The sequence below is a fragment of the Paenibacillus sp. FSL H8-0332 genome (genome assembly GCF_037963835.1).
In the GTDB taxonomy this organism is placed as follows: domain Bacteria; phylum Bacillota; class Bacilli; order Paenibacillales; family Paenibacillaceae; genus Paenibacillus_AQ; species Paenibacillus_AQ rhizoplanae.
Genome location: NZ_CP150145.1, coordinates 7304161 through 7316540, shown reverse-complemented (window position 1 = coordinate 7316540; position 12380 = coordinate 7304161). Strand labels below are relative to the sequence as shown.

Annotated in this window: 6 protein-coding genes, 10 tRNA genes, 3 rRNA genes and 1 pseudogene; all 20 read right to left on the bottom strand. The window is 50.7% G+C overall.

Features of this window, described 5'->3' with window-relative positions; all coding sequences use genetic code 11:
- Positions 1 to 5: 5 nt before the first annotated feature.
- Positions 6 to 1028: a prolipoprotein diacylglyceryl transferase gene (gene lgt / locus NST43_RS32100; protein ID WP_209994490.1), complete on the bottom strand. Its 1023-nt coding sequence runs from the start codon at positions 1026 to 1028 to the stop codon at positions 6 to 8.
- Between the two features lie 12 nt (positions 1029 to 1040).
- Positions 1041 to 1978: pseudogene (gene hprK, locus NST43_RS32095) on the bottom strand (HPr(Ser) kinase/phosphatase).
- 228 nt (positions 1979 to 2206) lie between these two features.
- Entirely contained in the window at positions 2207 to 3328 is a 1122-nt protein-coding gene (ugpC, locus tag NST43_RS32090; RefSeq protein ID WP_339221503.1) for a sn-glycerol-3-phosphate ABC transporter ATP-binding protein UgpC, read from the bottom strand.
- A 109-nt stretch (positions 3329 to 3437) separates the two neighbouring features.
- Complete coding sequence (locus tag NST43_RS32085) at positions 3438 to 4508, bottom strand: helix-turn-helix domain-containing protein (protein ID WP_339221502.1); 1071 nt, start codon at positions 4506 to 4508, stop codon at positions 3438 to 3440.
- A gap of 175 nt (positions 4509 to 4683) precedes the next feature.
- Positions 4684 to 4756: transfer RNA gene (locus NST43_RS32080), tRNA-Lys, on the bottom strand.
- Between the two features lie 11 nt (positions 4757 to 4767).
- Positions 4768 to 4850, bottom strand: a tRNA-Tyr gene (locus NST43_RS32075).
- Between the two features lie 4 nt (positions 4851 to 4854).
- Positions 4855 to 4930, bottom strand: a tRNA-Phe gene (locus NST43_RS32070).
- Positions 4931 to 4956: 26 nt separating this feature from the next.
- Positions 4957 to 5034, bottom strand: a tRNA-Asp gene (locus tag NST43_RS32065).
- A 17-nt stretch (positions 5035 to 5051) separates the two neighbouring features.
- A tRNA-Thr gene (locus NST43_RS32060) sits at positions 5052 to 5127 on the bottom strand.
- A gap of 33 nt (positions 5128 to 5160) precedes the next feature.
- A tRNA-Val gene (locus NST43_RS32055) sits at positions 5161 to 5236 on the bottom strand.
- Between the two features lie 9 nt (positions 5237 to 5245).
- Positions 5246 to 5322: transfer RNA gene (locus NST43_RS32050), tRNA-Met, on the bottom strand.
- A 24-nt stretch (positions 5323 to 5346) separates the two neighbouring features.
- Positions 5347 to 5438, bottom strand: a tRNA-Ser gene (locus NST43_RS32045).
- An 81-nt stretch (positions 5439 to 5519) separates the two neighbouring features.
- Positions 5520 to 8447 (bottom strand): 23S ribosomal RNA (locus NST43_RS32040).
- 222 nt (positions 8448 to 8669) lie between these two features.
- Positions 8670 to 8745: transfer RNA gene (locus NST43_RS32035), tRNA-Ala, on the bottom strand.
- A 29-nt stretch (positions 8746 to 8774) separates the two neighbouring features.
- Positions 8775 to 8851 (bottom strand) — tRNA-Ile (locus tag NST43_RS32030).
- 47 nt (positions 8852 to 8898) lie between these two features.
- Positions 8899 to 9015: ribosomal RNA gene (gene rrf, locus NST43_RS32025) — 5S ribosomal RNA — on the bottom strand.
- Between the two features lie 125 nt (positions 9016 to 9140).
- A 16S ribosomal RNA gene (locus tag NST43_RS32020) occupies positions 9141 to 10699 on the bottom strand.
- Together the 16S, 23S and 5S rRNA genes with 10 tRNA genes alongside form the textbook arrangement of a ribosomal RNA operon.
- Positions 10700 to 11001: 302 nt before the next feature.
- A complete protein-coding gene (locus NST43_RS32015; protein ID WP_209994762.1) occupies positions 11002 to 11268 on the bottom strand; it encodes a pro-sigmaK processing inhibitor BofA family protein in 267 nt (88 codons plus the stop codon).
- Between the two features lie 28 nt (positions 11269 to 11296).
- A complete protein-coding gene (locus tag NST43_RS32010; protein WP_209994782.1) occupies positions 11297 to 11563 on the bottom strand; it encodes a hypothetical protein in 267 nt (88 codons plus the stop codon).
- 203 nt (positions 11564 to 11766) lie between these two features.
- Positions 11767 to 12366, bottom strand: a complete 600-nt coding sequence (gene recR, locus NST43_RS32005) for a recombination mediator RecR (RefSeq protein WP_209994763.1) — start codon at positions 12364 to 12366, stop codon at positions 11767 to 11769.
- Positions 12367 to 12380 lie beyond the last annotated feature (14 nt).

The window sequence follows — 12380 nt, the reverse complement described above, 5'->3', positions numbered from 1 at the left end:
TTGAATTACTCCTTTGTTTCCTTATCTTCAGGGGGATCTTCCACCGGCTGAACAGGCTTCTGAGGCGTATTAGCAGCACTCTCTGGAACCACTGCATCTGCTGCCGCCTGTTTGGTGCTGATGATCGGGTCCAAATAATGATCCTTCGGCTGACCACTTACCCGCCGTACAATAATCAAGGCAACGGCAGCAATAATGATGAATAGCGCCAGCAGCTGAGAGATACGGATATTCCCGTAAGCCGGGTCAAGATATCCTTGCTCGAAGCCCATCCACTTCATCGGACTCCATAGCCCGTTAATGAAGGCTGCCACACCGCTGCTGCCGTCAAAGGCAAGGCTGTCCGTACGCAGAGCTTCAATGAAGAAGCGGCCGATGGAGTACCAGATGAAGTAAGACATGAAGATTTCTCCGGCACGTACGAATTTCTGGCGGCGCAGTACCATGAGGAGCAGAATGCCCAGCAGACTCCAGAGGGATTCGTACAGGAAGGTCGGATGGTGAAAAGCATCCCCTATGTACATTTGATTTACGATAAAGTCCGGCAAATGCAGCTTATCCCGCAGGAACGATTCCTCTACAACACCGCCATAGGCTTCCTGGTTGATGAAATTCCCCCAGCGCCCGATCATCTGACCGGCAAGCAGTCCGGGAGCACAGATATCCACGATACGCCAGAACGGGTAGCCCTTATAGCGGAAATAAATAATCCCGCAGATAATCGCGCCGATCAGGGCGCCATAAATTGCAATACCGCCATTCCAGACCTTGAAAATATCGAGCAGGTTATCCTTATAGTCTTCCCACTTGAAAGCTACGAAGTATAGCCGCGCCCCAATAATAGCCGATGGCAAGCCCAGCAGCAGCATATCCATGAAGAACTCCTGTGGAATGTTGAAGCGTTTGCCTTCTTGAATACATAGGAATAGCCCGGTAAGTGCGCCAAGACCCAGGATCAGGCCATACCAGTGAACCGGCAGTGTTCCAATTGAGAAGACAATCGGGTCAATCGCTAGTGAATAAAACATGCTCTCACACTCCTAATCCAGATCATCCATATCTTCTGAGATGGTGGCGGTAAGTTTATTCGTAAATTGCAGCGCAGCATTGAAGCCCATTTGCTTCAACCGGTAATTCATCGCAGCCACCTCGATAATAACGGCGAGGTTACGTCCCGGACGGACAGGGATGGTAACCAGCGGCACATCGGTATCAATAATCCGTGTCGTCTCCTCATCCAGTCCCAGACGGTCATACTGCTTGTCCTGCTGCCAGGCTTCCAGTCTGACCACCAGGTAATCCGCTTGTGATTACGGATAGCGCCTGCCCCAAAGAGTGTCATAACATTAATAATCCCTACACCACGGATTTCGAGCAGGTGACGGATTAATTCCGGTGCGGTACCATGAAGCTGATTATCCGAGGTCTGGCGGATTTCCACCGCATCATCGGCAATCAGGCGATGACCGCGTTTAACCAGTTCCAGCGCTGTTTCACTTTTACCAATACCGCTGGTACCTGTAATCAGCATCCCCACCCCATATACATCACAGAGAACACCGTGAATTGTTGCTGTCGGTGCCAGTCTGCCCTCAAGGAAGCTGGTCAGTCTGCTTGAGAAAATCGTAGTCGCCATCGAGCTGCGCAGCACCGGAAGTCCCTTCTCGTTGCTGATATCCACAAACTCCTGGGGAATGTCCAGCCCACGTGTAATCACAATACATGGCGTATTGTCGTTACAAATTCCGCGAACCCGGCTTTTTCGTTCCTCCTCTGAGAGCATAGAGAAGAACGCCAACTCTGTTTTGCCCAGCAGCTGCACACGTTCTTCCGGATAATATTCGAAATAACCGGCCATTTCCAGCCCGGGACGGTTCAAATCATCCACTGTGATCGGTCTCTTCAGACCTTCATGTCCGGATACAACCTCTAATTGAAAATGCTGCACTAATTCCGATACTTTTACCTTTTTAGCCATATATGTCCGTCCTTTCGTCACCCGCGGCTCATGCCGCTTCCCCGCATACCGGTTACATCTTTATCCATTCCAGCTACAGGTAATTCTCCTGCTATCTTAATGGATAACGCCAGTGATTGCAATCTTATACCCCGCCGTTATCGTCCCGTTTCATCATGCTCTTTACAAGAAAAAGCCGCCTATTCAGGCGGCTTTCTCAATATCAACCATGTTCACCCTGCAGAGATATTAGCCCAGCAGAATGTTAAGTTCGGATTCTTTATCGAAGATGTGGACCTTATTCATGTCAATTGCCAATCTAGGCTTGCTGCCTTCACGGGTAGTGGAACGTCCATCTACACGTGCAATTACAGTGTTATTGCCAAGACCGCTCAAGTAGAGGAGCATTTCATGACCAAGGTTTTCAGTAACATCAACCATCGAAGTGAAGATTGTGTTAGGGGAAGCTTCCAGGAACACTGGCTCTTCATGGATATCTTCTGGACGAACGCCCATGATTACATCTTTACCGATGAAGCCTTTGTTACGCAGGATTGTTGCTTTGCCGCCTGGAACTTCAACATCAAGGTTCTCTGCACGGAAGCGGACAGCGCCGCTCACTTCGGAAAGTGTACCATTGATAAAGTTCATTGTAGGGGAACCGATAAATCCGGCTACGAACAGGTTCGTAGGCTCATTGTACAGTTCTTCAGGGGAAGCAGCCTGCTGGATGATACCATCGTACATAACTACGATACGGTCACCCATTGTCATAGCTTCTGTCTGGTCATGCGTTACATAGATACAAGTGGTTTCAAGGCGTTTCACCAGCTTAGTGATTTCAGCACGCATCTGACCACGAAGTTTAGCATCCAAGTTGGAAAGAGGCTCATCCATCAAGAAGACTTGTGGATCACGGACAATTGCGCGGCCTAGAGCGACACGCTGACGTTGACCACCGGACAGTGCCTTAGGTTTGCGTTCCAGCAAATGCTCGATATCCAGGATTCTGGCTGCTTCGCGCACTTTCTTGTCGATTTCTTCTTTCTTCACTTTGCGCAGTTTCAGACCGAAAGCCATGTTCTGATATACACTCATGTGCGGGTACAAGGCGTAGGATTGGAATACCATCGCGATATCACGGTCTTTAGGAGCAACGTCATTCACTACACGGTCACCAATGTACATTTTGCCTTCAGAGATTTCTTCCAGACCAGCGATCATACGCAGGGTTGTGGATTTACCGCAACCGGAAGGTCCAACCAGTACGAGGAATTCCTTATCTTTAATATCAAGATTGATATCGATTACTGTTGCTTTATCGGAACCCGGGTATTTTTTGAAAATATGCTCTAAACGTACGCCTGCCATTGTATTTCCCCCTCGAGTCTATTATTGGAATAAAAAATCAAACGCTTTCTTGTACACTTATCTTACCCCAGACCTGGCCAGATGGCTATTTGCAAGGTTCACAAAAAACCTATTTTCTTTTCGTCACTTTATACAATAACATCGCCAACTTCACAATTGCGGCATCCCCAAAGCTGCGGACATCGGCACCGGTCTCCTGTTTGATTTTGTCCAGCCTGTAGAGCAGTGTGTTCCGGTGGATATACAGCTTCTTGGCGGTTTCACTGACATTGCAGTCCATTTCAAAAAAAGTCTCCAGCGTCAGCAGCATTTCCTTATCCGCCAGTACTGCCGTGTAATCGCCGATCTGGCCCAGCAGCTGTCTCCGCCGGTCATCAGGAATACTGTTAACCAGCCGCTCCATATGAAGCTCCCACGGCAGATGGATATAATCGCCTACCTGGAAGATCCGCCCCAGAATAATGGTCTCCCGCAGCAAGGCTACCGCTCCTGTCAACCCTTTGACCGGAACAATGGCCGGCGAGACCGCCAGATGAAAGACACCAACCCACTCGCTGGCAATCAGTTCATGCAGCCCCATAGAAGTCTGTGACAGCAGATCCTCCTCACTTTCTTCCTCATCCTCTTTATCATCTCCGCCTGTGAGGAGTTCCTTGCGGGCCAAAATTAGCCATTCCTTATCCAGCAAGGGAACTAGCAGCACATCATTCTCAAAATAACTACGCAGCAGCTTCATTAACGAACGATACGTCATTTGCGGATTATGAACATTCTCACTTACCAGCATGAAGGGAATCATATCCCCGAACAGCCGGCCCTTCAGCGAGATTTCATCCGGAATCTCTGCGTCGTCCTTCTCCTGCTCCAGTTGTGCGTTCAGCCAGCCGCTAAGCTGCCGCGCCTCCATCTCTCCTTCTTCTTTGAACCCGGTTGCCTTCAGTGCTACCGCGAAATTGCGTCCGGCATAATTCACCAGCTGCAGCTCCAGTGGCGACAGCCCCTCTGTCTCTACCCACACTGCTGTAACACGGCCATCATTCTCATATAGGGGAACCCATAGGTAACCCTCATGAAGGACTGGCGGTTCCTGATCCTTATCCGTAGCTATACCAAAAAGTGAAGCGGAATGCTGTCTCCCCAGCTGCTTGATTCCGGTTCTCTTTCCGGTGAGTTGCTCCAATTTTTGCCGCAGAACCTCACTATCCATCATCACCATTCTCCACCACTTTTGCTTTTTTCGCTTATTTTATCATATTTTGCTGCAAAATGCGGAAGTAGCACTTCCGAACATACTTTGACGCTCCCGCAAAGACAAAAAAGGCCACCACCCTAAGGTGATGACCGTTTACTTAAGATGAGCCATGAAGGATTCGAACCTTCGACACCCTGATTAAAAGTCAGGTGCTCTACCAACTGAGCTAATGGCTCATAAAAAGGGATGGAGGCTGATGGATTCGAACCACCGAACACGTACGTGAGCAGATTTACAGTCTGATGCGTTTGGCCACTTCGCTAAGCCTCCATAATGGTGGCGCGGGAGGGAATCGAACCCCCGACACAAGGATTTTCAGTCCTTTGCTCTACCGACTGAGCTACCGAGCCATGAAAAAGCCTGAAAACAAAAAAAATGGCGGAACCGACGGGATTCGAACCCGCGATCTCCTGCGTGACAGGCAGGCATGTTAGGCCAACTACACCACGGTTCCACAATTTGTTGTAAAAATGGTGCCGGCGAGAGGACTTGAACCCCCAACCTACTGATTACAAGTCAGTTGCTCTACCAGTTGAGCTACACCGGCACGGTGTAAGGTAACACAATTCAAACATAAAAATGGTGGAGGCTGAGGGGTTCGAACCCCCGACCCTCTGCTTGTAAGGCAGATGCTCTCCCAGCTGAGCTAAGCCTCCGGGTATGTATGGTAGCGGCAGAGGGGATCGAACCCCCGACCTCACGGGTATGAACCGTACGCTCTAGCCAGCTGAGCTACGCCGCCACACTACAAGTATTGGATTTATAATGGCGGAGAGAGAGGGATTCGAACCCTCGCACCGCTTACGCAGTCTAACCCCTTAGCAGAGGGTCCCCTTATAGCCACTTGGGTATCTCTCCAAATTAATGGTAGCCATGTAAATCCGCACAGGAATTTGATTCCTGAAAACTGAATCCGAAATGAATCTGCGTGTTAGAAATTTGGATAAGCCCTCGACCGATTAGTATTGGTCAGCTCCATGCATTGCTGCACTTCCACCTCCAACCTATCTACCTCGTCGTCTTCAAGGGGTCTTACATACTGGGAAATCTCATCTTGAGGGGGCTTCACGCTTAGATGCTTTCAGCGCTTATCCCGTCCGTACGTAGCTACTCAGCCATGCTCCTGGCGGAACAACTGATGCACCAGCGGTACGTCCATCCCGGTCCTCTCGTACTAAGGACAGCTCCTCTCAAATTTCCTGCGCCCACGACAGATAGGGACCGAACTGTCTCACGACGTTCTGAACCCAGCTCGCGTACCGCTTTAATGGGCGAACAGCCCAACCCTTGGGACCTACTTCAGCCCCAGGATGCGATGAGCCGACATCGAGGTGCCAAACCTCCCCGTCGATGTGGACTCTTGGGGGAGATAAGCCTGTTATCCCCAGGGTAGCTTTTATCCGTTGAGCGATGGCCCTTCCATGCGGTACCACCGGATCACTAAGTCCGACTTTCGTCCCTGCTCGACTTGTAGGTCTCGCAGTCAAGCTCCCTTATGCCTTTGCACTCTGCGAATGATTTCCAACCATTCTGAGGGAACCTTTGAACGCCTCCGTTACTCTTTAGGAGGCGACCGCCCCAGTCAAACTGCCCGCCTGACACGGTCCCCGTACCCGGTAAGGGCACTAGGTTAGAACCTAGATACGATCAGGGTGGTATCCCAACGGCGCCTCCGCAGAAGCTTGCGCTCCTGCCTCAACGGCTCCCACCTATCCTGTACAGATCGTACCCAAATTCAATATCAAGCTGCAGTAAAGCTCCATGGGGTCTTTCCGTCTTGTCGCGGGTAACCTGCATCTTCACAGGTATTAAAATTTCACCGGATCTCTCGTTGAGACAGCGCCCAAGTCGTTACGCCATTCGTGCGGGTCAGAATTTACCTGACAAGGAATTTCGCTACCTTAGGACCGTTATAGTTACGGCCGCCGTTTACTGGGGCTTCGGTTCACAGCTTCGGGTTACCCCTAACCACTCCCCTTAACCTTCCAGCACCGGGCAGGCGTCAGCCCGTATACTTCGCCTTACGGCTTCGCACAGACCTGTGTTTTTGCTAAACAGTCGCTTGGGCCTTTTCACTGCGGCCCCCTCGGGCTATTCACCCTACCGAGGCACCTCTTCTCCCGAAGTTACGAGGTCATTTTGCCGAGTTCCTTAACGAGAGTTCTTCCGCGCGCCTTAGAATTCTCTTCTCGCCTACCTGTGTCGGTTTGCGGTACGGGCACCTTCTCCTGGCTAGAGGCTTTTCTTGGCAGTGTGAGATCATGACCTTCGCTACTGTAATTTTCGCTCCCCATCACAGCCTGGCCTGAGTGGTGTGCGGATTTGCCTACACACCAGCCTCACTGCTTAGACGGACATATCCATCAGTCCGCGTCACTACCCTCCTGCGTCACCCCATCGCTCATAGCGGATTACGGTGGTACAGTAATTTCAAACTGTTGTCCTTCGACTACGCCTTTCGGCCTCGCCTTAGGTCCCGACTTACCCTGAGCGGACGAGCCTTCCTCAGGAAACCTTGGGCTTTCGGCGGATCAGATTCTCACTGATCTTTTCGTTACTCATACCGGCATTCTCACTTGTATGCTGTCCAGCGCTCCTTACGGTACACCTTCAACCTACATACAACGCTCCCCTACCCCAGATGCAAAGCATCTAGCCATAGCTTCGGTGGTGTGTTTAGCCCCGTTACATTTTCGGCGCAGAGTCACTCGACCAGTGAGCTATTACGCACTCTTTCAATGGTGGCTGCTTCTAAGCCAACATCCTGGTTGTCTGTGCAACTCCACATCCTTTCCCACTTAACACACACTTGGGGACCTTAGCTGATGGTCTGGGCTGTTTCCCTTTTGACAATGGATCTTAGCACTCACTGTCTGACTCCCGGCAAGAAGTACATGGCATTCGGAGTTTGACTGAGCTTGGTAACCCTTGCGGGCCCCGCACCCAATCAGTGCTCTACCTCCACGACTCCATTCACCGAGGCTAGCCCTAAAGCTATTTCGGGGAGAACCAGCTATCTCCGAGTTCGATTGGAATTTCTCCGCTACCCCCACCTCATCCCCGCATTTTTCAACATGCGTGGGTTCGGGCCTCCAGTGCGTGTTACCGCACCTTCACCCTGGACAGGGGTAGATCACACGGTTTCGGGTCTACGTCCACATACTCAATCGCCCTATTCAGACTCGCTTTCGCTGCGGCTCCGGCTTCTCACCTTAACCTTGCATGTTAAACGTAACTCGCCGGTTCATTCTACAAAAGGCACGCCATCATCCATAAAGAGGACTCTGACTTTTTGTAAGCACACGGTTTCAGGTTCTATTTCACTCCCCTTCCGGGGTGCTTTTCACCTTTCCCTCACGGTACTGTTTCACTATCGGTCGCCAGGTAGTATTTAGCCTTAGCAGATGGTCCTGCTGGATTCATACGGGGTTTCACGTGCCCCGCACTACTCGGGATCCGTCTCGGAGAGAACACAGTTTAGGCTACAGGGCTTTTACCTCTATCGCGGGCCTTTCCAGACCTCTTCGCCTACCATCTTCCTTTGTAACTCCATATGAGACGTCCCACAACCCCAAGAGGCAAGCCCCTTGGTTTAGGCTGTTCCGCGTTCGCTCGCCGCTACTGACGGAATCACTATTGTTTTCTCTTCCTCAGGGTACTTAGATGTTTCAGTTCCCCTGGTCTGCCTCTGCGTATCCTATGTATTCAGATACGAGTAACTGCGAATTACCACAGCTGGGTTTCCCCATTCGGACACCCCCGGATCAAAGCTTGCTTACAGCTCCCCGAGGCAGTTTCGTTGTTCGCCACGTCCTTCGTCGGCTCCTGGCGCCTAGGCATCCTCCGTGTGCTCTTAGTAGCTTAACCAATGCTCCGGCGTTTCGCTTGTTTGCACAATCGAAAACCTTCGCTTAGCATCACTAAAATATTGAAACTTGTTTACACAAGTTCAGCTTAAAGGAATGTTCTAAAACGCAAATTCATTTCGGTATCCAGTTTTCAAGGATCAAGTTGCTGTTATTGTGAAACAATCACGGCTGTGATGTTCGGAATAACAGACAATGTGCATATACTGTTATAAAGAATAATTGGTGGAGCCAAGCGGGATCGAACCGCTGACCTCCTGCTTGCAAGGCAGGCGCTCTCCCAGCTGAGCTATGGCCCCAAATAGGTATTCAATTCAAATTTGTTATATGGTGGGCCTTGGTGGACTCGAACCACCGACCTCACCCTTATCAGAGGTGCGCTCTAACCAACTGAGCTAAAAGCCCATATAACAAAACATACAGTAGTGAAGCAATCAATGAATTGATTGTTCGCTTGGCGGCGTCCTACTCTCCCAGGACCCTTCGGTCCAAGTACCATCGGCGCTGGAGGGCTTAACGGTCGTGTTCGGGATGGGTACGTGTGGAACCCCTCCGCTATCGCCACCAAACGCATACGAAAGAGACTTGCTCTTTCAAAACTGAACACGAGTGAGTGTTCGAACCCGAAGGTTCTATTGTGGAAGCTTTAGCTTCCGATTTGAATGTTTCCGTTGCAGGAAACGATTCTCCATAGAAAGGAGGTGATCCAGCCGCACCTTCCGATACGGCTACCTTGTTACGACTTCACCCCAATCATCTACCCCACCTTCGGCGGCTGGCTCCCTTGCGGGTTACCCCACCGACTTCGGGTGTTGTAAACTCTCGTGGTGTGACGGGCGGTGTGTACAAGACCCGGGAACGTATTCACCGCGGCATGCTGATCCGCGATTACTAGCAATTCCGACTTCATGCAGGCGAGTTGCAGCCTGCAATCCGAACTGAGACCGGCTTTGCTGGGATTGGCTCCACCTCGCGGCTTCGCTTCCCGTTGTACCGGCCATTGTAGTACGTGTGTAGCCCAGGTCATAAGGGGCATGATGATTTGACGTCATCCCCACCTTCCTCCGGTTTGTCACCGGCAGTCACTCTAGAGTGCCCAGCTTAACCTGCTGGCAACTAAAGTCAAGGGTTGCGCTCGTTGCGGGACTTAACCCAACATCTCACGACACGAGCTGACGACAACCATGCACCACCTGTCTCAACTTTCCCCGAAGGGCACCTGATGCATCTCTGCTTCGTTAGTTGGATGTCAAGACCTGGTAAGGTTCTTCGCGTTGCTTCGAATTAAACCACATACTCCACTGCTTGTGCGGGTCCCCGTCAATTCCTTTGAGTTTCAGTCTTGCGACCGTACTCCCCAGGCGGAGTGCTTACTGTGTTAACTTCGGCACCAAGGGTATCGAAACCCCTAACACCTAGCACTCATCGTTTACGGCGTGGACTACCAGGGTATCTAATCCTGTTTGCTCCCCACGCTTTCGCGCCTCAGCGTCAGTTACAGCCCAGAAAGTCGCCTTCGCCACTGGTGTTCCTCCACATATCTACGCATTTCACCGCTACACGTGGAATTCCACTTTCCTCTTCTGTACTCAAGTCACCCAGTTTCCAGTGCGACCTCAGGTTGAGCCCAAGGTTTAAACACCAGACTTAAATGACCGCCTGCGCGCGCTTTACGCCCAATAATTCCGGACAACGCTTGCCCCCTACGTATTACCGCGGCTGCTGGCACGTAGTTAGCCGGGGCTTTCTTCTCAGGTACCGTCACTCCGATAGCAGTTACTCTACCGGACGTTCTTCCCTGGCAACAGAGCTTTACGATCCGAAAACCTTCATCACTCACGCGGCATTGCTCCGTCAGGCTTGCGCCCATTGCGGAAGATTCCCTACTGCTGCCTCCCGTAGGAGTCTGGGCCGTGTCTCAGTCCCAGTGTGGCCGTTCACCCTCTCAGGTCGGCTACGCATCGTCGCCTTGGTGAGCCGTTACCTCACCAACTAGCTAATGCGCCGCAGGCCCATCCCCAAGTAGCAGATTGCTCCGCCTTTCATTCTCTCTTCAGGAGAGGAAAGAAATTATCCGGTATTAGCTACCGTTTCCGGTAGTTATCCCAGTCTTGAGGGCAGGTTGCCTACGTGTTACTCACCCGTCCGCCGCTAAGTTATTCAGGAGCAAGCTCCATCATAACTCCGCTCGACTTGCATGTATTAGGCATGCCGCCAGCGTTCGTCCTGAGCCAGGATCAAACTCTCCAAATTGGTATTTAGAAAGAGCGATTGCTCATTTTGAAACATCTGACGAGAATTTTCATTCTCATTTTGGATCTCACCGAAGCGATTTCCCACTCACTCGTTGTTCAGTTTTCAAAGATCAATGTCTCATCTTTAGTCGTTGATGTTTGTCTCAGCAGCGACCTTTATAATATATCACAGCACCCTCGTTTCAGTCAAGCGTTTTTTTATTTTCTTTTTTCGCTTTAGCTTCCAGCAAGTAATCCGAGGATCACCTGTCCAAAGGGCCGAGACTTAATGTATCATGAATCAGGAGTCTTCGTCAACCACTAAAACAAAGTTAATTTTAAACCCAGTAACATTACTACTCCCGGCAGCCCAAGAATGGTTACAGCACCTATGGTTGTTGGGTTAAGCGGTATGTGCAGATCCGTTAGAACCCCTGAGAAGTTAACAATATAAATGCCAAGCGCCGCCAATATAAGATGGGTTCCAAATACGCTCAGCCATGACCAGCCCAGCCTTTTCCTAAATACCGTTAGGATCAGCAGCGCCCCCGATATAATCAGTACACTCAAAGCAACAGTTCTTAGCATCGAATTCCCCCTCGCAAGTTATGTGTGCTCATACTTGTAACTGGCTCCGGTTAAGCCCGAGCCTCTTGGCATCCTTTAGATGTATCTGATATTTACGTTCAGCCGCCTCCAGAATATAGATCGCATAGTCAATCTGATCCTGGCCCCGTGCCTCATCAAACATCAAATACGCTCTCTCCCATTCAGATTGCGCTTTGCAAACCTCCTGGTACACCGTGCCCCATTCCTCTTCAGTCTCCGCTACCTTCTCCTTGTCGATATTCCCGCTCAGCCATTTGGTATTCCACCATCCCATTGCAATCCCTCCTAAGATATATGAATAACTGCAGATGCAACCGGTGATTCACACCCGTTAATCTCATACATATCGGAATAGGGACAAACTTAGAACTCGGAGACGGGGATTAGCATAACTTTTAGCAGAATAGCAACGACTCTTAGGGAAAATAAAAAGGGAGCCCGCGGGCTCCCTATACTCATAACACTACTGCACATCACTCAGAACAGCTCACGACGGCCTTCCAGCGCCTTCGACAGGGTTACCTCATCCGCATACTCAAGATCGCCGCCTACAGGCAAGCCATGGGCTATCCTGGTGATCTTGATCTCGAACGGACGGACAAGACGGGAGATATACATGGCAGTGGCCTCCCCCTCGATGTTGGGATTGGTAGCCATGATCAGCTCCTTCACCCGTTCATCGCTAAGTCTGGTCAGCAGCTCCTTCAGCCGAATATCATCCGGTCCTAGGCCTTCCATGGGTGAGATTGCACCCTGAAGCACATGATAATAGCCGTCAAATTCCTTGGTTCGTTCGATAGCTACCAGATCCTTCGAGTCCTGAACCACACAGATTACCGAAGCATCGCGGGTTTTGTCCTGGCAGATCCGGCACGGGTCGGTATCCGTAATGTTGCAGCAGACCGAGCAATAATGAAGATTACGCTTGACGCTGACCAAGGCTTTGGCGAAATCAATCACCTCGTCCTCCTTCATATTCAGCACATGAAAGGCCAGCCGGGCGGCTGTCTTCGGACCAATACCGGGCAAACGTGTAAAAGCTTCTATCAGCTTGGCTAGCGGTTCTGGATAATACAAAGTAATGGTTCTCC

Excerpts from the sequence above, each read along its gene's own strand:
- lgt (WP_209994490.1), bottom strand. The coding sequence starts at position 1,028 with ATGTTTTATTCACTAGCGATTGACCCGATTGTCTTCTCAATTGGAACA.
- ugpC (WP_339221503.1), bottom strand. The coding sequence starts at position 3,328 with ATGGCAGGCGTACGTTTAGAGCATATTTTCAAAAAATACCCGGGTTCC.
- NST43_RS32015 (WP_209994762.1), bottom strand. The coding sequence starts at position 11,268 with ATGCTAAGAACTGTTGCTTTGAGTGTACTGATTATATCGGGGGCGCTG.
- NST43_RS32010 (WP_209994782.1), bottom strand. The coding sequence starts at position 11,563 with ATGGGATGGTGGAATACCAAATGGCTGAGCGGGAATATCGACAAGGAG.